Below are 18,537 nucleotides of genomic sequence, written 5' to 3'. Positions count from 1 at the left end.
CGCGGTCAGCGCGTCGCGATCTCCAGCAATGCGTCCGCGACGGCTCGCGGCTCGGTGATCATCAGGTCGTGCCCGGTGTCGATGTCCCATAGGCGCCCTTCGCTGCGCGCCTTCGCGATCAGCTCCGGGCCGCGGGTGGCGATCGTCGACGTACACACGATGTGGAACTGCGGGATCGCCCAGAGCTCGGCTTCGTGGCGAAGGTCGAGGGGCTGCTCGATCGACTTCCACGGGTGGGGGGTGAGGTGCTCGTCCATCCAGGCGAGGTCAGCAGGATCGGTCACGCCGTAGAACGCTCCTGACCCGGGCTCATCAGGGCACAGGATCACCTCCACGCCGTCGACCACCCGGCCGAGCGATCGAGCCGCGTTCATCATCGGCCCGGCGACATCCACCAGTGACTGGCCGTTGCGCGGGTTCGCCGCGTCGAGGTAGACGAGCTTGCCCACGCGGTCGTACGCGCGGTCAGCAGCGCCGGTGATCACCATGCCGCCATAGCTGTGACCGACCAGGACGACGTCGCGCAGGTCGTGTCCGGCAAGCAACGAGGTGACGTCGCCGACGTGGGTGTAGAGGTCCGTGTCGGCGCTCAGCTCGCCGGCCCGTTCGGCCAGGCCGGTCAGCGACGGCGCGTGGACCTCGTGACCGGCATCGCGCAGCAGCCGGGCGACCTTGTCGTAGCACCAGCCGCCGTGGCCGCCACCGTGCACCAGGACGTAGGTCGTCATGCTGTGATCTCCTCGCTGGAGCGCGCCGATGCTGATATTGACGTCAGTGTCAAAGAGAGGTTAATTCGAATCATGGCCCTGAACGACTTGTCGATCTTCGACGCCGACAACCACATGTACGAGACGAAAGAGGCGCTCACCAAGTTCCTTCCGGATCGGTACAAGAACGCGATCGACTACGTCGACGTCCGCGGCCGGACGAAGATCGTGGTCCGGGGCCAGATCAGCGAGTACATCCCCAACCCGACATTCGATGTCGTGGCGCGCCCGGGCGCGCAGGAGGAGTACTACCGAAAGGGCAACCCCGAGGGCAAGAGCCGCCGCGAGATCTTCGGCGAGCCGATGCGCGCGATCCCAGCCTTCCGCGAGCCGGCGTCACGGCTGGCCCTGATGGACGAGCAGGGGATCGACCGGTCGTTGATGTTCCCGACTCTGGCCAGCCTGGTCGAGGAGCGGATGCGTGACGATCCGGAGCTGATCCACATCGTGATCCACGCGCTCAACGAGTGGATGTACGAGACCTGGACCTTCAACTACGAGAACCGGATCTTCCCGACGCCGGTCATCACGCTCCCGATCGTCGACAAGGCGCTGGAGGAGCTCGACTACGTCATCGAGCGCGGAGCCCGCGTCGTACTGATCCGCCCTGCCCCGGTCCCCGGCTTTCGCGGTCCGCGGTCGTTCGGCAAGCCGGAGTTCGACCCGATCTGGCAGAAGATCGTCGACAACGACCTCCTCGTCGGGATGCACTCCTCGGACAGCGGGTACGAGCGCTACGCCAACGAGTGGGAAGGCACCGGCAGCGAGATGCTGCCGTTCCAGCCGCAGGCGTTCCGCATGCTGTCCGCGTGGCGTCCGATCGAGGACTCGGTCTCCGCGCTGGTGTGCCACGGTGCGCTGTCGCGGTTCCCGGAGCTGAAGATCGCCGTCATCGAGAACGGCGCCAGCTGGGTCGGCCCGCTGTTGAAGGCCATGCGGGACCTCTACAAGAAGATGCCGCAGGAGTTCGCCGAGAACCCGGTCGATGTCGTACGCCGCAACGTCTACATCAGCCCGTTCTGGGAGGAGAACTACGCCGACCTGGCCGAGCTGCTCGGCGAGGACCACGTGCTGTTCGGGTCGGACTTCCCGCACCCGGAGGGGCTCGCCGAGCCGGCGAAGTTCGTCGACGACCTGGCGGCGTACTCGAGCGAGGAGCAGATCCGCAAGTTCATGGGCGGCAACCTCTCGAAGCTGGTGTCGGTCCCCGTTCCGGCGTAACGGGTCGCCTAGCCGACGGCCTTCTTCACGAGCGCGGCGATCTTCTTCTCGACGGTCGGGCTCCACCGCTGGATCGCGAACATGATCGGCCACATGTCGCCGTCGTCGAGTGTTGCGGTGTCGTTGAACCCGAAGTTCGAATACCGCTCCTTGAACTTGCCGGCATCACGGAAGTAGATGACGGCCTTGCCGTCGGCGTTGGCGTACGCCGGCATGCCGTACCAGGTCTTCGCCGACAACTGCGGCGCGTGCTTCGTGACGACGGCGTGCACCCGCTCGCCGATCGCGCGATCGTCGGGCGCCATCTTCGCGATCGCGTCGAGGCAGGCCTGGTGCTCGTCGGCCTTCTTGGCGCCCTTCTTGCCTTCGGCGCGCAGCTCCTCGATGCGCGCCTTCATGGCCGCCTGCTCTTCCTTGCTGAATCCGCTCATGGGTCCAACCTAAGCAGGTCCGCTCCCGGGGTCTTCTCGATTCCTGCTCGACGCGCGGTCGACCAACTCCCTGGCGAGGCTTCAGGCTTAGGCAGGCACTGGTCGAAGGAATGAGCATGGACCGGGGGGCAGCGCCAAGACCGTGGTCGGTCGCGGTCGCGATCGGACTGCTGCCCGTCGTCGTCGTCGGCGTGCTCGGCACCTGGATCGTGTCGGGGGCGACGTTTGCCACCACGACGACTTCCACCGGCCTGTCGGGCGGCGACGGCTTGATCGGCGCGGTCTGCATCCTGGCCGCGATCACCCTGGGCGTGCTCGGTGTCTCGTGCCTGCGTTCCACCCACGTCGAACTGCCCGGTGCGTTCCGTCGTGCGCTGCTGTTCGGCGGGACGGCGGGCGTCGTGGCCTGCAGCGTACGGGTGCTGCTCGCCGCCGACTGGACCGTCAGCTCATCGGGGCGCGCGCTCGGCATCTGGCACCACCCCGGATGGGGCGCCTGGCTCACCACGGCGTGCTTCGCCGGGTACGCCGCCGCCGGGTTCGCGGAGTACCGCCGCCGCCCGGTGACCGTGGCGGTCGGCGCCACTCAGCCGGTCGGCGCCACTCGGCCGGTCGGCTCGCCGGCACCCCCGGTTGTGGCGGATGTCGTCGCGCTCCTGCAAGCGGCGATCGTGCATGGCGACGAGGCCAGCCGACGGGCCCTGCTCGCGGCCGGACCGGAGGCAGTGAAGCGCTTCGGTGAGCTCAAGTCAGGCACGCTGGTCCTCGATCTCCCTCGCGATCAGGCGCGATTCCTGATCGACAGCGTCACGGCGGTCTCGTGTGATCTGGGGTCTGCCTTCCCTGCCGAGTACGCGGCGGTCTTCGCCGACCCACACTGGATCCCTCATGGCGACGTACTGCTGGGGCTCGGCTACACCCGACGTCCCGAGGCGGTCCCGCTGCTTTTGATGGCGATGACGAGCAGCAACAACTGGTCGCGGATGCACGCCGCGATCGCGCTTCGCTGGTTCGGCGGACCCGAGCCGGTGCGGGCGCTCACCGCCGCCCTCAACGATCGCGACGAGCTGGTGCGACACCATGCGCACGCGTCGCTGGTGGCGCTCGGCGCTATCCCTTCGGCGTGAAGTCGAGGTGGAGCTCGCGCAGCCCGCGCAGGATGTAGGTCGGGACGTATTCGTAGCGTCGCGCGCCGGCGGGACCGTGGTGGGCCTCGGAGATCCGGATGTCGTCGACCCGCGCGAGGAACCGCTCGAGACTGACCCGGCCTTCGGCGCGGGCCAGTGGGCCGCCCGGGCACGTGTGGATGCCTCGACCGAAGGCGAGGTGCTGACGGGCGTTGGCCCGGTCCGGCTGGAACTCCTTCGGTGAGCTGAACTTGCGGGCGTCGTGGTTCGCGGCGCCGTTGACGACCATCACGATCGTGCCGGCCGGGATGTCGACGCCGCCGACCTTCGTGTTGACGCGGGCGAGCCGGAAGTCTCCCTTCACGGGGCTCTCGTAACGCAGGCATTCCTCGACGAAGTTCGTGATCGCCGACGGGTCGCTGCGCAGCAGCTCCTGCAGCTCGGGTCGCTCCGCGATCAGCTGGAACGACGTACCGAGCAGCCGGACGGTGGTCTCCTGCCCCGCGGCGAACAGGTTCGCGGCCACGCGCACCACGTCGATCACCTCTGGCAGTGAGCCGTCCTCGAAGGTCGCTTGCGCCATGCCGGTCATGACGTCGCCGCGGGGCTCGCGGCGGCGGTCCTCGACGTAGGCCGACAACGTCTCGTAGAGGTACTCCAGCGGACTGTGCGTCATCGTCTTGCTGGTGCTGCCGACGGTGCCCTTGCGCCCCTGGAACTGCTGGCGGATCTCCTCCTGGTCCGCCTCGGGGACGCCGAGCAGGTTGGCGATGACGAAGAACGTGAACGGGTTGGCGAAGTCCCCGATCAGGTCGCAGCTGCCGGACTCGACGAAGCGGTCGATCTCACGGTCGGCGAGCGCGGTCATGGCCTGTTCGTTCTCGCGAAGCCGGGCCGGGGTGAGCAGGCGCATCAGCAGGCCGCGATGGTCGCGATGCTTGGGCGGGTCCATCGTCGGCAGCTGGTCGCTCATCGGCAGCTCGTCGCGGTGTTTGTCGATGAGCTCGCTCACGTCGTCGCCTTCGAGCGGCACCGGGAAGCCGGGGAACGGACCGCTCACCGACAGGCACGAGGAGAACGTCTCGGCGTCGTTGTAGATCTCGCAGGCTTCGTCGTATCCCGTGACCATGACGACGTCGTGATGTGGCTCGGGCTGGACCGGGCACTTGTCCCGCAGGTGGTCGAAGTAGGGGTACGGGTCCGGGATCAGCGCGTCGTCGCGGAAGAAGTCGATCGCGTCGAAGTCCAGCGCCTCGGCCATGTCTCTCCCACGAATGAGAATCTCGTTCTTGCACAGGATAACGTCCCTTCCGCAGTCGGTCGGAGCGGTGTGTCGCGTAGGTTTCGCCGGTGACCAGGATTCATCCGGACCTGCGGCGAGCCGCCCGGCTGTCGCCGAAAGCTGGCATCGGTCCGCGGCTGCTGCCGGTGCTGCGTTGGATGACCGATCGGATGTCGCGCCGGTCGCGCAGCGGGATCGAGACCATCGAGCTGGGGGAGCAGGTGGTGCGGCTGCACCGCCCGCCGGGCGTGACCGGCCCGCGCCCCGCGCTGCTGTGGATCCACGGCGGCGGCTACGTCATCGGCACCCCGGCACAGGACGATCCGCTGTGCCGGGAGATGTGTCGCGAGCTCGGCGTCGTCGTAGCGGCGGTGAGCTACCGCCTCGCGCCGCAGCACCCGTTTCCGGCTGGGCTCGACGACTGTTTCGCCGGCCTGACCTGGCTGCGCCGGCAACCGTTCGTCGACGCGTCACGAATCGCCGTCGGGGGAGCGAGCGCAGGCGGCGGCCTGGCGGCCGCGGTGGCGCTTCGGGCTCGCGACGAAGGCGTGCCGCTGCGACTCCAGCTGCTCGTCTACCCGATGCTCGACGACCGGACGTGCCTGCGTACCGACGTCGACGAGAGCGACTTCCGGCTGTGGAACCTGCGCGGCAACAACTTTGGCTGGCGCAGCTACACCGGGATGGAGCCGGGCGCGGTCGACGTCCCACCGCTGGCCGCGGTCGCTCGCTGTGAGGATCTGTCGGGCGTCGCGCCGGCCTGGGTCGGGGTGGGCACGTGCGACCTGTTCCACGACGAGGACCTCGCGTACGCCGAGCGACTGCGAGCAGCCGGGGTGCCGTGCGAGGTCGAGGTGGTCGACGGCGCGTTTCACGGCTTCGACTCGGTCGCGCCGAAGGCGCCCGTCGTACGGCGCTTCACTAAGGCGAAGGTCGCCGCGCTAGCTGCCGCCCTGGGCTGAGCGCTGGGCCGCGACCGCGCCGCCGTCGACGAGCACGTCGGTGCCCGTGACGAACGCGGCCGCGTCGGACACGAGGAACGACACGACCGAGGCGAGCTCCTCCGGACGGCCTTCGCGGGCTAGCGCACTCGCCGTCACCATGCCCGCCATGGCCGGTTCGTTGGCGTCCTCGAGCCGGCCCATCGGGGTGTCGATCACGCCCGGAGAGACCGACACCAGGCGCGCGCCCTTGTCGCCCCACGCTTTCGCGCGCCGCTCGACCAGGCGCACGACGCCCCGCTTGGAGACGGCGTAGGCGATCCCGGAGTGCTCGAGCAGCCCGAGGGGGGCAAGCTCGTCGAAGAGCGTGGCGGAGTCGGGGTGGTCGAGGAGGGCGTCGACGCCGGGGTCGGCCGGGACCATGGCAGCGGCCATGGAGGCGAAGCAGACGCCGACGCTGCCCGGGGCGAGCACTTCCTCGACCGCGCAGACCACGCGGCTCATGCCGACGAGGTTGACCTCGAAGATCCGCCGCCCGTCGGCCATGTTGGGCGACAACCCGGCGGTGACGACCAGCGCACCGAGTGAGCCCACCTGGGACACCAGCGCGTCGACCGACGCCTCGTCGGTGATGTCGCAGCCGACGGCTTCGACGTTGCCGGTCAGCTCGCTCGCGACGCTCGTCGCAGCGGCGATGTCGCGGTCGGCCAGCAGCAGCCGGTTGCCGCGCCCGACGAGCAGCCGCGCGACGGCGGCACCCATTCCGCTACCCGCGCCGACGACGACGTCAGTGGCCAAGTCCGTCATCCGCCGAATGCTAGGCGCTCCCCAGCCACCGCCCCGTCGTACGAAGTAGCACACAACTGCCCCCTGGAACCGGACATCCGTCGCAGGCCGGTACCAATCGGAGTGGGTTGTGTGCTACTTCGGACGGGGTGGGTTTGCGTGAGGTCCGGGCCGGGTTGGCGCTGTCGGTCGCTTCGATCGTGTGGACGGTGGGGGCGAGCGCGGAAAGCATCGCGGTCGGCGTCGGGGCGCGAAGCCTCGTCCTGATCGCGTTCGGCGCGGTTGGCGTCTTCGACGCGGTCGGCTCGATCGTCCTGGTGACGCACTTCCGGCACGCGTTGCGTCACGAGGTGATCCACGAAGGTCGCGAGCGAGTCGCCCAGCTCGTCGTCGGCACCGGCCTGTCGATCGTCGGGACGGTCAGCCTCGCCGGCGGCATCTACCGGCTGGTCGGCGGCCAGCACACCAAGGAGCAGGTCGCCGGTCTCGTCGTGGCGGGGCTGTCGGTGGTCGCGCTGGCGTTCCTCGGTACGGCGAAGCGCCGCTACGGCAAGCGGATCCCGAGCCGGGCGCTCGCCGCGGACGGCGGCCTGTCGCTCATCGGCGCGCTGGCGGCGAGCGCGGCGCTCGCCGGGGCCGGCCTCAACGACGCGTTCGGCTGGTGGTGGAGCGACCCGGCTGCGGCGTGCGCGATCGCCATCGGCGCGCTCGCGATCGCCGTCGCCACCTTGCGGGCGAACGACGCCCCCGCCCCGGACGGCGGCGGCTAGATCATCGTCCAGACGGACTTCGACCGCAGGTAGCTGTCCAGGCCGAGCTCGCCGTTCTCGTAGCCCCAGCCGGACTGCTTGAAGCCGCCGAAGGACACGTCGGCGTCCCACATCATCTGGCAGTTCAGCGTCACGCTGCCGGCGTCGAGCCGCCCGGCCAGCGAGTGCGCCCGAGACAGGTCGCGGGTGTAGACCGCGGCGGCAAGGCCGTACGTCGAGTCGTTGGCGAGCGCCACCACCTCGTCATCGTCGTCGAAGGGAGTGACGGCCACGACCGGCCCGAAGATCTCCTCCTGGAACACCCGGGTGTTCGAGTCGACGCTGGTGAGAACCGTGGGATGGACGAACCAGCCCTTGCGGTCGAGCCGGTGCCCGCCGGCCGCCACCTCGGCACCGTTGTTCTTGCCGTCGTCGATGTAGCCGAGGACGCGGTTCATCTGTCGCTCGCTGATGATCGGGCCGCTGTGGACCTTGCCGTCCTGCGGCCCGCCGAACCGCAGCCGGTTCGCGAACGCCGAGATGCCGTCCAGCACCTGTTGGTAGACCCCACGCTGCACGAACACCCGTGATCCGGCGACGCACGCCTGACCGGAGTGCATGAAGATTCCCATCGCCGCGGCCGGGATCGCCCGCTCGAGTTCGGCGTCGTCGTAGATGAGTGTGGGCGACTTGCCGCCGAGCTCGAGCATCACCCGCTTGAGGTTGCCGTTCGCCGCCGCGACGATCTTCTTGCCGACCTCGGTCGAGCCGGTGAAGGCGATCTTGTCGACGTCGGGGTGCTCGATCAGTCGTTGCCCGGCGGTGTGGCCCCACCCCTGGACGAGGTTCGTGACGCCTTCCGGCACCCCGGCCTGCTCGAGCACCTGCTCGAAGACCAGCGCCGACAGCGGGGTCTCCTCGGCGGGCTTGAGCACGCTGCTGCAGCCGGCCGCCAGGGACGGAGCGAGCTTCGCTGCCGCGTTGAAGGCCGGGCCGTTCCACGGGATGATCAGCCCGACGACGCCGACCGGCTCCTTGATCGTGTACGAGTGGATCCGGGCGTCGTACCCGTTGAGCCCGCCGGCCATCCGGATGTCACGTGCGACGCCGTGGATCTTGGTGCACCAGCCGGCGAAGTAGCGGAAGTACTCGATGACGGCATCCATGTTGCGGGTCGCCTGCGGCAGCGGCATGCCGGTGTTCAGCGAGTCGATCTGGGCCAGCTCCTCGGCGCGCGCTTCGAGCAGCTCCGCGACCTTCCAGAGGATCCTGGCCTTCTCGGGTCCGGGCTTGTTGCGCCACACGCCCGAGTCGAAGGTCTCGCGGGCCCGTGCGACCGCCGCGTCGATCGCCTCCGGCCCACCGTCTTTGAACTCGCCGATCTGCTCTTCGGTGACCGGGTCGACGATCGCGATCGTGTCGCCCGACCCGGGCCGGGCCCGAAGCTCCTCAAGGACGGCAAGCGCGGTCATCGATGCTCCTCTTTGCTCGTGTGGGTGCGGTTCAGCGACGAACGAGGTTGCCGGCGTCGACGGGCAGCACCGTTCCGGTGATGTAGCGGGACTCCTCCGACGCGAGGAACGCCACGGCGTTGGCGATGTCCGCCGCTTCGACGGCCTGGATGGGGATGGCGTTGGTCAGTGAGTTCAACAGGTGCGGCGCGTGCTTGACGATGTCCTCGACGCTGCCGCCACCGGCCATCGGCGTCTGCACCGTGGTCGGGGCGACGGCGTTGACGCGGATGAAGTGCGGCGCGCAGTAGTTCGCCCACGCCCGCATCAGGCCGATGACGCCGTGTTTGGCGGCGGTGTAACCGAGCATGCCGGCGTCGTTGGCGGCCGGGGACATCAGGCCACCGGTCGAGCTGGTCAAAATGACGGATCCGCCTTGCCCGTTCTTGATCATCGACTCGATGGTTGCCCGGCCGGTGTTCCACACGCCGGTGAGGTTGACGCCGATGACCTCCGCCCACACGTCCTCTTGCGGTACGACGGGGTTGCCGGGTCCGATGCCCGCGTTCGCGACGACGATCGTCACCGCGCCGAGCTCGGCGACGCCTTCCTTGTACGCCGCGCGCACCTCGCCGTACTCCCGCACATCTGCCTTGACGGCGTGCATGCGGCGGCCGAGGGCCTCGACCTCCTTGACCGTCTGGTCGAGCTCGTCCTGGGTCCCCATCGGGTAGCCCGCGGAGGCCATCTGCTCGCAGATGTCGATGCCGATGATGTCCGCGCCCTCTTGCGCGAGCCGCACCGCGTGGGCCCTGCCTTGGCCTCGCGCCGCGCCGGTGATGAACGCGACCCTGCCGTCGAGCGTGCCCATGCGTCCCCGTCCCCAGTGCTTCGGTGTCGTAGTAATTCACTCTTTCATTCGAGGCCGTAGCAATGCAACGGCCGCGCCTCGTGACGCCGTCCGTCTCATTTCCGGAAACGCTGTTCTCGGCAACGGAATCCTTGATATCATCTGCGGGAACCGGACCGTGGAGAGGGCACATGGCGCACTTCAACAAGCCCGCAGAGGGCTCGTGGACTCAGCACTTCGGTCTGTCCACCGAGCCGGTGTCGTACGGCGACTCGATCTCGCCGGAGTTCTACGCGCTCGAGCAAGAGGCGATCTTCAAAAAGACCTGGCTCAACGTCGGCCGGGTCGAGCAGCTGCCGAAGCCGGGCAGCTTCTTCACCAAGGAGCTCGACGCCGCCAAGACCTCCGTGCTCATCGTCAAGAACCGTGACGGCGAGCTGCGGGCGTTCCACAACATGTGCCGGCATCGAGGCAACAAGCTGGCGTGGACCGACTTCCCGAAGGAGGAGGTCGACGGCACCTGCCGGCAGTTCACCTGCAAGTACCACGGTTGGCGCTACGACCTCGACGGCAAGCTGACCTTCGTCCAGCAGGAGAGCGAGTTCTTCGACCTCGACAAGGACAAGTTCGGGCTGGTGCCGATCACCATCGACGTCTGGGCCGGGTTCATCTTCATCACCTTCGACCAGGAGCCGCAGCCGCTGCGGGACTACATGGGCGAGATGGGTGCGGGGATCGAGGCGTACCCGTTCGAGCTGATGACCCAGAAGCACACGTACCGGTCGGAGATCGGCAGCAACTGGAAGCTGTTCATCGACGCCTTCATGGAGTTCTACCACGCACCCGTTCTGCACGCGAAGCAGTCGGTGTCCGAGGAGTCGCGCAAGCTCCAGAGCTACGGCTACGAAGCGCTTGCCTACGACGTGGACGGCCCGCACGCCATGGTCTCGTCGTGGGGTGGCATGTCCCCGCCCAAGGACCTGAACATGGTCAAGCCCATCGAGCGAGCGTTGCGCAGCGGCCTGTTCGGCCCGTGGGACGGGCCCGACATCGGTGAGCTGCCGCCGGGGGTGAACCCCGCGAAGAGCCCGGCCTGGGGGATCGACTCGTTCCTGTTCTTCCCGAACTTCATGCTGCTGCTCTGGAAGCCGAACTGGTACCTCACCTACCACTACTGGCCGACGTCGTACAACACGCACGTGTTCGAGACATCGCTGTACTTCGCGCCGCCCAAGACCGCGCTCGAGCGGCTCCAGCAGGAGCTCGCCGTCGTCACGTTCAAGGAGTACGGCCTGCAGGACGCGAACACCCTCGAAGCGACGCAGACCATGCTCCAGTCCGGGGCGATCACCGAGTTCCCGCTGTGCGACCAGGAGGTCATGCTCCGGCACATGCACACGACCTGCCGCGAATGGGTCGAGCGCTACCAAGCGAGCAAGACCGGTCCCGCGGCCGTCCCGGCTGCGTCCTGAGGAGTACGGCGATGGCGACCCTTCCTGCACAGTTCTCGTCCCTCGAGCCGTTCTCGCAGTGGATCCTGCCGAGCGAGGCCGACCGCTACGCCAAGCGGATCGCCAGCACGATGGAGGAGCTCCAGGCGTTCTACGACGCGGCGTTCCCGTTGCTCGAAAGCGGCACCGACTATCTGACCGGCGTCACGATCGACGGGATCTGCGAGGAAGACCGCAACCTGCTCTGGCTGTTCTCCTCGCTGGTCACGGTGTCCTTTCCCGTGGAGGCATGGCGACAGCCTCACGTGCCGGACAGTGGCGCCGCCTCGATCGACGTCACGGTGGAACCGCGCCCGTAGCCGTGGCGAGCCTGTTGACCGAGCGAGCGTCCGGCATGGCTGAGGCGGCGCGCAGCGATCGTTACCACGACCTCGCGGTGCAGCGGGTCGTCCGTGAGACGGCCGACGCGATCTCGATCGGATTCGACGTGCCGGCCGATCTCGCGGACCGCTACACCTACCGTCCCGGTCAGTTCGTCACGATCCGGGCGGTCGTCGACGGCGTGCCGCACCTGCGCAGCTACTCGATGTCGTCGGCTCCCGAGACCGACCTTGACCTGCAGGTCACGGTGAAGCGAGTCCCCGACGGCCCGGTGTCGTGCTGGCTGCACGACTCGGTCGCGGTCGGTGACGTGCTCCCGGTCAGCGTGCCGGCAGGGGCGTTCCTGCTCCCGGACTCCGAGGCCGACCTCGTGATGTTCGCCGCGGGCAGCGGCATCACCCCGATCCTGTCGATGGTGAAGTCGGTCCTGCACGGCTCGAGCCGGCGGGTGAGCCTGCTGTTCGCCAACCGCGACCGTGACTCGGCCATCTTCGGTTCGACGCTCGACATGCTCGCTGCGCAGTTCCCGGAGCGGCTCGACCTTCACCACCACAGCGATGCCGCAAGCGGGTTCGTCTCGCAAGCCATGGTCTCGTCGTTTGCCGACGCCGCCGGCGACCGCGAGTTCTACGTCTGCGGGCCGACCGGGTTCATGGAGGTCGTGCAAGCCGGGCTCGCCCGCTCGGGTGTGGCGACCGACTGCATCCACATCGAGCGCTTCACACCGGCCGCGCTTCCGCAGCTGCCGCCGTTCGCCGTGGCACTGGTCGACAGCGATGAGGAGCGAACTCTCACGATCACGGTCGGCTCCGAGACCAAGACGGTCAGCCAGCGCGACAAGCTGACGATCCTCGAGTCGGCGCGCTGGAACGGGATGTCCGCGCCGTCGTCGTGCGAGGCCGGCCACTGCGCGACGTGCATGGCGCAGGTCGTGGAGGGCGAGGTCTCGATGGCGGTCAACGACATCCTCACCGACGAGGAGGTCGAAGCCGGTTGGGTGCTGACCTGTCAGACGGTGCCCGTCTCGCCGGTCGTGCGTGTGGTGTACGAGACGTGACCAGGAGGCAGCAGTGACCAGTCCGCCGAGACCGGCCGAAGGCACGTGGACCCAGCACTATCCCGAGCTCGGCACCAAGCCGGTGTCGTTTCGGGACTCCATCTCGCCGGAGTTCTACCGCGGCGAGCAGGACGCGATCTTCCGGCAGGCGTGGCTGAACGTCGGGCGCGTCGAGGACCTGCCGCGCAAGGGCAGCTGGTTCACCAAGGACCTGGTCGCCGCCCGGACGTCGGTGATCGTCACGCGCGGCGCCGACGACACCGTCCGCGCGTTCCACAACGTCTGCCGGCACCGCGGCAACAAGCTGGTCTGGGACACCACGCCGACGCAGGAGGCGCGCGGGTTCTCCCGGCAGTTCGTCTGCAAGTACCACGGCTGGCGCTACGGCATGGACGGCGCGTGCACCTACGTCCATCAGGAAAGCGAGTTCTTCGACGTCGACAAGAGCAACCTGGGGCTCGCGGCGGTGCACTGCGAGGTCTGGGCCGGCTTCATCTTCGTCAACCTGGCCAAGACGCCGCCGTGCTCGTTGCGCGAGTTCCTCGGATCGATGATCGGCGCGCTCGAGAACTACCCGTTCGGACAGATGACCGAGCGTTACTCGTTCCGGGCCGAGAACAACAGCAACTGGAAGGTGTTCATCGACGCCTTTCAGGAGTACTACCACGTACCCCCACTGCACACCGAGCAGCTCGGACCCATCCACCGCGACCCGAACGCCACCTTCGAAGGTGCGCACTACCAGCTCGACGGACCGCACCGCGTGGTCAGCACGACCGGCTCGCAGAAGCACAAGTGGCCGCCCGAGACGATGTACCCCACCGAGGTGCTGCTGCGCAGCGGGAACATGGGCCCGTGGGAGGCGGGGACCCTCGACGGCGAGCTGGCGGGCGTCAACCCCGGGAACGTGAAGCGCTGGGGGATCGACAACTTCCAGATCTTCCCGAACCTGGAGATCTTGATCTACGAGCGGAACTGGTACCTCAGCTACCGGTTCTGGCCGACCTCGCACAGTACGCACGTCTTCGAGGCGGACCTGTGGTTCACGCCTGCCAGGACCGCTCGGGAGCGGCTCGCCCGCGAGTACGCCGCGATCACGGTCAAGGAGTACGCCCTTCAGGACGCCGGCACCCTCGACGGGACGCAGCTCGGCCTGGAGTCGGAGGCGTTCGACGCCTACCCCCTCAACGACCAGGAGATCCTGGTTCGCCACTTCCACAAGTCGGTCGGCGACTGGGTCGCCGCGGCCGGCCGGCCGAAGGCGGAGGCGACGCGATGACCGCGCTGCTCCCGGAGGAGTTCGCCGACCTCGAGCCGTTCGCCGCCACGTGGTGCCTGGCCGCCGAGCCCGACCGGTGGGCCACGCGGCTGGCGAGCTCGATGGCGGACATGAGGTCGTTCTACGACGCCTGCTTCCCGCGCGTAGAGGCGGCGATGGACTATTGCGACCAGTTCGAGCTGAGCGGGCTACCGGATCCGGCGCGCAACCTGATGCACTTGCTCTTCTCGTACGCGCTGGTGTCCTATCCGATCGAGGTGTGGAACCAGCCGCTGCCCGTCGACACCGGATCGGCCCAGCTCGAGCGCACCCGGGAGCCAGTGACATGAGCGGTGGCGACGAGAGCGCTGTCGACGAGATCGACTTCTTTCGCAGCGGCGCCGTCCTTGCCGACCCGTACCCGTACTACGAGCAGCTTCGCGGGCAGTGTCCGGTCCATCGCGAGCCGCACGAGGGCGTCGTCATGATCACCGGGTACGACGAGGCGCTCGAGGTCTACCGCGACGCCGCCACCTTCTCCTCGGCCAACTCGGTGACCGGACCGTTCCCGGGCTTCAGCGTGCCGCTCGTCGGCGAGGACGTGACGGCGCTCATCGAGGCGCACCGCGACGAGCTGCCGTTCAGCGACCAGCTACCGACCTTCGACCCGCCGAAACACGGCGCGCACCGCGGCCTGACGATGCGGATGCTCACCCCGAAGCGGCTCAAGGAGAACGAAGCCGCGATCTGGGAGATCGCGGACCGCCAGCTCGACGAGTTCATCGACGAAGGCGGTTGCGAGTTCGTCTCGGCGTTCGCGTCGCCGTTCGCGATGCTCGTGATCGCTGATCTGCTCGGCGTGCCCGACGATGATCGCCCGGAGTTCCGCGATCGGCTGGCCCGCACCAGCGGATTCGGCACCGGAGAGTCGAACCAGATGGCCCACACGCCACTGGAGTTCCTCTACGACAAGTTCAGCCACTACATCGAGGACCGCCGCCGTGCGCCGCGGGCCGACATCATGACGCGCATGGCCGAGGCGACCTTCCCGGACGGATCGACGCCGGAGGTCCTCGACGTGGTCCGGGTTGCCGCGAACCTGTTCGCCGCCGGTCAGGAGACGACGGTGCGGCTGCTGGCGTCGGCGCTGCGGATCGTCGCCGAGCACCCGGACATCCAGGACGCGCTGCGCGCCGATCCGACGGCCATCCCGAACTTCGTCGAGGAGGTCCTACGGATCGAGAGTCCGATCAAGGGGGACTTCCGGGTCGCCCGGGTGGGCACGACGGTCGGCGGCGTGGACATCCCCGCGGGCACGACCGTGATGCTGCTCAACGGCGCCGCCAACCGCGACCCGCGGCGCTTTGACGATCCGGCAGCCCTCGACCCGGCGCGTGCCAACGCGCGTGAGCATCTCGCGTTCGGCCACGGCACCCACTTCTGCCCGGGCGCCCCGCTGGCAAGGACCGAAGGCCGGGTCGCCCTCGAGCGGATTCTGCACCGCACCAGCAAGATCCGAATAGACGCCGACAAGCACGGGCCGGAGGGCCAGCGCAAGTTCCGGTTCGTGCCGACGTACATGCTGCGCGGGCTCGTGGCCCTGCATCTCACCTTCGAGCCCGCGCGATGAGCGGCGAGCTCACCGGCAAGGTCGCCATCGTCACCGGCGCCGCCAACGGCATCGGCAAGGCGATCGCCGAGACGTTCGTCGCGGAGGGTGCGAAGGTGGTCATCGCGGACATCGACGACGCCGCGGGCGCCGCGGTGGCCGGCGCGCTCGGCGGGGCAGCGCACTTCGTCCGCACCGACGTCTCGGACGCCACAAGTGTGAACGACGTGGTCGACGCGGCGGTCGACCGGTTCGGCCAGCTCGACGTGATGGTCAACAACGCCGGCATCTCCGGCTCATTCCGGCGACTGATGATGGATGACCTCCGGGACTTCCATAAGGTCATCGCCGTCGACCTGCTCGGGGTCATGCTCGGCACGCAGGCGGCGGCAAGGCGGATGGCGCCGGGCGGATCGATCATCAGCACGACCTCGATCGCGGGCATCCAGCCGGGGGTCGGGTTCTCGTCCTACCGGGCGGCGAAGGCGGGCGTCATCCACTTCAGCCGGTGTGCGGCCATCGAGCTCGCCGAGCTCGGTCTGCGGGTCAACGTCATCGCGCCGGGCAACATCGCCACGCAGATCAACGCCGCCTTCGACACCGAGTCAATCGTCGCCCGCATCCAGCCGTTGCAACGACTCGGCTCGCCGAGCGACGTCGCTCACGCGGCGGTCTATCTCGCCAGCGAACGCTCCGCCCAGGTGACCGGCCTCGTCCTTCCGGTCGACGGCGGGACCACGGTCGGTCAGCCGCCGCTGCCGAGCGAGTCGGTCATGCGTCGCGCCTGACGCAGCACGACCCTCGATCTGCGTTACAGTCCGAGTGGACTGTTGAGGGGAACGTGTCGGCATCTGGAGTATTGTCGCGGCCGCAGGCCGAACGTAGCGCCGTCATGCGACGGCGCCTGCTCGACGCCACGATCGCGACGCTTCACGATGAGGGCTTCCGCGGTACGACGACTCGCAAGGTGCAGCAGCGCGCCGGCGTCTCTCGTGGTGCCCTGCTGCATCACTTCGGCTCGCGCTCCGAACTGATCCTCGCCGCGGTCGAGCACCTGGCCAAGGAGCGGATGGGTGAGGTGGTCCGGCTCGCCGGTTCGCCGCCACCACGCTCGTCGCGGCCACGGTGGGCGATCGAAGTCCTCTGGTCGACCTTCGACGGCCCGCTGTTCGCGGCGTCATTGGAGCTCTGGCTCGCCGCCCGCACCGACGAGGAGCTCCTCGCCGCGCTGGTCCCCCAGGAGCGGATGCTGGGACGGGCGATCCGCGACATAGCGGGAGACCTCTTCGGCCCCGACTCGACCTCGTCACCGGGCTTCGGCCACGACCTGGAGATCCTGCTCGACGCGATGCGCGGCGCCGCCGCGCGTGGCGTGCTGCGGACCGCCACCGGCGACCGCCGCCTGCTCGACAGCTGGTGCAACCTGATGACGGGGCCGGCGAACGAGCGGGGCACAGGGCCGTAGCGGTGGCGGCGCGATAGGGCTACAGTCGCCGCCAGTCTTCCAGTCCATTTGGACTGGAAGTCCACCAAAGGGAGTTGTGAGCAGCGTGATTCGCCGGCTCTGGGTACCTGCGATGGGCGCGGCCATCGGCATGCTCGCCGCCTGTGGCAGCACGATCCAGATGGGCGCCGCGCAGACGTCGGCGGCCGGCGGCGAGTTCACGGTGCCGACCACCGCCACCGCGACCGCGACACAGTCACCCGAGTCGAGTAGCGTCAGCAGCCTTCCGGGCCGCTCGATCGGGCAGGTCACCACCGTACGCGGGCCTGCTACTGCGACGTCGATCCCGACGCAGCCCGGTCACGTTCCGCGCAGCGCGTCGCCGGTCGCGACCTCGGCGCTGCCGCCGGGCCCGATCACGATTGGCGTCCCCTACCTCGACTCGGGCTCGACCAACACGCTCACTGCCGCCATCGGCAAAGGCCTGGCAGCAAATGACCCGAAGGCGCTGATGTCGGCGTACCTCGCGAACCTCAACGCGCACGGGGGAGTGCTGGGTCACCAGATCGAAGCGAGCTACCTCAGCCTGAATCCATACGGCCAGACCGACCAGCTCGATCAGCAGGCCTGCAGCCACTTCACCGAGGACGTCAAGGTCAGCGTCGTGCTCGGTCAGCAGCTCGGCACCTCGCTGTACAGCTGCCTCAGCAAGGCGGGCGTGGCCGTCATCGACGGCAGCATCGGTCCTGAGCTGTCGACGCGGCAGTTCGACGAGGCGCCGCTGCTGATCATGCCCGACAACGTCGCCCTCGATCGGCTGGCGAGGGTCATGGTGCCCCGGCTGATCGCGGACAAGTTCATCGGCGCATCCAGCGACAAGCTCGGAGTCCTGTACTACGACAACGAGCAGAGCTCAGTCGACGGGCTGCATGCGCTCGAGTCGGCAATGGCTGCGCATGGGCTGAAGGTCGCCGATGCCTTCGGCATCACCAAGGGGAGCAGCGACGCCGGCCTGGCGGCGATGGAAGCTGCGGTGCAAGGGGCAGAGCTTCGGTTCCGGGTCGAGGGAATCAACCGGGTCATGTGCGTGGAGGCCACGCCGTGGATGTGTGGCTTCTTCCCGCTCTACTCAGGTACGCAGGGCTACTACCCGCGCTACGCCTTCCAATCCGAACAGAACCTCAGCGCCATCATCTCGAACGACCCGGTGAAGGAGATGATCGGTGCGGTCGCGGTTGGCTGGCTGCCGGCGACTGACCTGCAGTCCCTGTCGGCGATGCCCGCGAGCACCCTCGAGTGTCTGGCGTTCTTCCGCAAGCACTCCTTTCCGATCGTGACCGCCAACGAGAAGGGCGGCGCGGTGCAGGTGTGCACCGAAGTGAACCTCCTCGCCGCTGCCGTCGCCAAGGCTCCCGCGCTGACCGGCGCGGGAGTGGTGCAGGGGGCCTCTCAGCTGGGTACCTCGTTCGACCCCATCGGTACCTTCGGGATCGACATCAGCAGTGCGCACCGTGACGGGCCGACGCTGTTCCGGGACATGCAGTTCTCAGCCGGCTGTGACTGCTTCCGGTACACGTCGCGACCGCGCGCGGGCTGACAGCCGCACCGCTCTGGCGGGCTGGGCCGTCCGCACCCGCGTCTTGCCTGGCGCGGAATCGACGTTACCCTGACTGATAACGCCATTCTCAGTACAACGAAACCGGCGCGGGGCGTCGCCTGACTCGGATGCGAG

At 68.3% G+C, this 18,537-nt stretch carries 19 protein-coding genes; 13 read left to right on the top strand and 6 right to left on the bottom strand.

Going from position 1 to position 18,537, the window contains the following annotated elements; genetic code table 11:
- Positions 1-5: 5 nt before the first annotated feature.
- The gene (locus tag VG899_05175) at positions 6-728 is read right to left on the bottom strand and encodes an alpha/beta hydrolase (protein ID HWA65745.1); all 723 of its coding nucleotides are present in this window, start codon (positions 726-728) and stop codon (positions 6-8) included.
- A 72-nt stretch (positions 729-800) separates the two neighbouring features.
- Between VG899_05175 and VG899_05170 the strand changes: the two genes are divergently transcribed.
- Complete coding sequence (locus VG899_05170; protein ID HWA65744.1) at positions 801-1,988, top strand: amidohydrolase family protein; 1,188 nt, start codon at positions 801-803, stop codon at positions 1,986-1,988.
- 8 nt (positions 1,989-1,996) lie between these two features.
- Here VG899_05170 and VG899_05165 read toward each other — a convergent pair whose 3' ends face one another.
- The gene (locus VG899_05165) at positions 1,997-2,419 is read right to left on the bottom strand and encodes a hypothetical protein (GenBank protein HWA65743.1); all 423 of its coding nucleotides are present in this window, start codon (positions 2,417-2,419) and stop codon (positions 1,997-1,999) included.
- 116 nt (positions 2,420-2,535) lie between these two features.
- Between VG899_05165 and VG899_05160 the strand changes: the two genes are divergently transcribed.
- Positions 2,536-3,546 carry a HEAT repeat domain-containing protein gene (locus VG899_05160; GenBank protein ID HWA65742.1) on the top strand — a complete coding sequence of 337 codons (1,011 nt, stop codon included), beginning with the start codon at positions 2,536-2,538 and terminating at the stop codon, positions 3,544-3,546.
- On the opposite strand, the gene VG899_05155 is transcribed toward VG899_05160, so the two are convergent.
- Complete coding sequence (locus VG899_05155; protein ID HWA65741.1) at positions 3,530-4,807, bottom strand: cytochrome P450; 1,278 nt, start codon at positions 4,805-4,807, stop codon at positions 3,530-3,532. The two genes, VG899_05160 and VG899_05155, sit on opposite strands and share 17 nt — an antisense overlap.
- A gap of 89 nt (positions 4,808-4,896) precedes the next feature.
- On the opposite strand from VG899_05155, the gene VG899_05150 reads away from it, so the two are divergent.
- Positions 4,897-5,790: an alpha/beta hydrolase gene (locus VG899_05150; protein HWA65740.1), complete on the top strand. Its 894-nt coding sequence runs from the start codon at positions 4,897-4,899 to the stop codon at positions 5,788-5,790.
- Here the strand turns inward: VG899_05150 and VG899_05145 are convergent.
- Entirely contained in the window at positions 5,770-6,576 is an 807-nt protein-coding gene (locus tag VG899_05145) for an SDR family oxidoreductase (GenBank protein ID HWA65739.1), read from the bottom strand. The genes VG899_05150 and VG899_05145 overlap by 21 nt on opposite strands.
- Positions 6,577-6,704: 128 nt before the next feature.
- Here VG899_05145 and VG899_05140 point away from each other — a divergent pair, with 128 nt between their 5' ends.
- The gene (locus VG899_05140) at positions 6,705-7,325 is read left to right on the top strand and encodes a cation transporter (GenBank protein HWA65738.1); all 621 of its coding nucleotides are present in this window, start codon (positions 6,705-6,707) and stop codon (positions 7,323-7,325) included.
- Here the strand turns inward: VG899_05140 and VG899_05135 are convergent.
- The gene (locus VG899_05135) at positions 7,322-8,776 is read right to left on the bottom strand and encodes an aldehyde dehydrogenase family protein (protein HWA65737.1); all 1,455 of its coding nucleotides are present in this window, start codon (positions 8,774-8,776) and stop codon (positions 7,322-7,324) included. The genes VG899_05140 and VG899_05135 overlap by 4 nt on opposite strands.
- 31 nt (positions 8,777-8,807) lie before the next feature.
- Positions 8,808-9,626, bottom strand: coding sequence for a mycofactocin-coupled SDR family oxidoreductase (locus VG899_05130; GenBank protein HWA65736.1), 819 nt, complete (start codon positions 9,624-9,626; stop codon positions 8,808-8,810).
- 170 nt (positions 9,627-9,796) lie between these two features.
- Here VG899_05130 and VG899_05125 point away from each other — a divergent pair, with 170 nt between their 5' ends.
- From VG899_05125 to VG899_05085, 9 genes are all read left to right on the top strand, one after another.
- Entirely contained in the window at positions 9,797-11,077 is a 1,281-nt protein-coding gene (locus tag VG899_05125; protein HWA65735.1) for an aromatic ring-hydroxylating dioxygenase subunit alpha, read from the top strand.
- An 11-nt stretch (positions 11,078-11,088) separates the two neighbouring features.
- On the top strand, positions 11,089-11,415 hold the full coding sequence (locus tag VG899_05120) for a hypothetical protein (GenBank protein ID HWA65734.1): 327 nt from the start codon (positions 11,089-11,091) through the stop codon (positions 11,413-11,415).
- Between the two features lie 35 nt (positions 11,416-11,450).
- Positions 11,451-12,494, top strand: a complete 1,044-nt coding sequence (locus tag VG899_05115; GenBank protein ID HWA65733.1) for a ferredoxin--NADP reductase — start codon at positions 11,451-11,453, stop codon at positions 12,492-12,494.
- A 13-nt stretch (positions 12,495-12,507) separates the two neighbouring features.
- Positions 12,508-13,773, top strand: coding sequence for an aromatic ring-hydroxylating dioxygenase subunit alpha (locus VG899_05110; protein HWA65732.1), 1,266 nt, complete (start codon positions 12,508-12,510; stop codon positions 13,771-13,773).
- Positions 13,770-14,102 carry a hypothetical protein gene (locus tag VG899_05105; GenBank protein ID HWA65731.1) on the top strand — a complete coding sequence of 111 codons (333 nt, stop codon included), beginning with the start codon at positions 13,770-13,772 and terminating at the stop codon, positions 14,100-14,102. Before VG899_05110 ends, VG899_05105 begins: the two co-directional genes overlap by 4 nt.
- Positions 14,099-15,382, top strand: coding sequence for a cytochrome P450 (locus tag VG899_05100; GenBank protein HWA65730.1), 1,284 nt, complete (start codon positions 14,099-14,101; stop codon positions 15,380-15,382). Before VG899_05105 ends, VG899_05100 begins: the two co-directional genes overlap by 4 nt.
- Positions 15,379-16,149, top strand: coding sequence for an SDR family NAD(P)-dependent oxidoreductase (locus VG899_05095; protein HWA65729.1), 771 nt, complete (start codon positions 15,379-15,381; stop codon positions 16,147-16,149). The genes VG899_05100 and VG899_05095 overlap by 4 nt, the downstream gene beginning before the upstream one ends.
- 104 nt (positions 16,150-16,253) lie before the next feature.
- Complete coding sequence (locus tag VG899_05090) at positions 16,254-16,826, top strand: helix-turn-helix domain-containing protein (GenBank protein HWA65728.1); 573 nt, start codon at positions 16,254-16,256, stop codon at positions 16,824-16,826.
- A gap of 85 nt (positions 16,827-16,911) precedes the next feature.
- The gene (locus VG899_05085; protein ID HWA65727.1) at positions 16,912-18,402 is read left to right on the top strand and encodes a hypothetical protein; all 1,491 of its coding nucleotides are present in this window, start codon (positions 16,912-16,914) and stop codon (positions 18,400-18,402) included.
- Positions 18,403-18,537: the final 135 nt, after the last annotated feature.

The organism is Mycobacteriales bacterium (assembly GCA_035550055.1).
In the GTDB taxonomy this organism is placed as follows: Bacteria; Actinomycetota; Actinomycetes; order JAFAQI01; family JAFAQI01; genus DASZTV01.
This window is presented reverse-complemented; position numbering and strand designations above follow the sequence as displayed.

What these genes read in the sequence shown, in the direction of transcription:
- VG899_05175 (HWA65745.1), bottom strand. Translation starts at nt 728, where the DNA reads ATGACGACCTACGTCCTGGTGCACGGTGGCGGCCACGGCGGCTGGTGC.
- VG899_05170 (HWA65744.1), top strand. Translation starts at nt 801, where the DNA reads ATGGCCCTGAACGACTTGTCGATCTTCGACGCCGACAACCACATGTAC.
- VG899_05165 (HWA65743.1), bottom strand. Translation starts at nt 2,419, where the DNA reads ATGAGCGGATTCAGCAAGGAAGAGCAGGCGGCCATGAAGGCGCGCATC.
- VG899_05160 (HWA65742.1), top strand. Translation starts at nt 2,536, where the DNA reads ATGGACCGGGGGGCAGCGCCAAGACCGTGGTCGGTCGCGGTCGCGATC.
- VG899_05155 (HWA65741.1), bottom strand. Translation starts at nt 4,807, where the DNA reads ATGGCCGAGGCGCTGGACTTCGACGCGATCGACTTCTTCCGCGACGAC.
- VG899_05145 (HWA65739.1), bottom strand. Translation starts at nt 6,576, where the DNA reads ATGACGGACTTGGCCACTGACGTCGTCGTCGGCGCGGGTAGCGGAATG.
- VG899_05135 (HWA65737.1), bottom strand. Translation starts at nt 8,776, where the DNA reads ATGACCGCGCTTGCCGTCCTTGAGGAGCTTCGGGCCCGGCCCGGGTCG.
- VG899_05130 (HWA65736.1), bottom strand. Translation starts at nt 9,626, where the DNA reads ATGGGCACGCTCGACGGCAGGGTCGCGTTCATCACCGGCGCGGCGCGA.
- VG899_05125 (HWA65735.1), top strand. Translation starts at nt 9,797, where the DNA reads ATGGCGCACTTCAACAAGCCCGCAGAGGGCTCGTGGACTCAGCACTTC.
- VG899_05120 (HWA65734.1), top strand. Translation starts at nt 11,089, where the DNA reads ATGGCGACCCTTCCTGCACAGTTCTCGTCCCTCGAGCCGTTCTCGCAG.
- VG899_05115 (HWA65733.1), top strand. Translation starts at nt 11,451, where the DNA reads ATGGCTGAGGCGGCGCGCAGCGATCGTTACCACGACCTCGCGGTGCAG.
- VG899_05105 (HWA65731.1), top strand. Translation starts at nt 13,770, where the DNA reads ATGACCGCGCTGCTCCCGGAGGAGTTCGCCGACCTCGAGCCGTTCGCC.
- VG899_05100 (HWA65730.1), top strand. Translation starts at nt 14,099, where the DNA reads ATGAGCGGTGGCGACGAGAGCGCTGTCGACGAGATCGACTTCTTTCGC.
- VG899_05095 (HWA65729.1), top strand. Translation starts at nt 15,379, where the DNA reads ATGAGCGGCGAGCTCACCGGCAAGGTCGCCATCGTCACCGGCGCCGCC.
- VG899_05090 (HWA65728.1), top strand. Translation starts at nt 16,254, where the DNA reads ATGCGACGGCGCCTGCTCGACGCCACGATCGCGACGCTTCACGATGAG.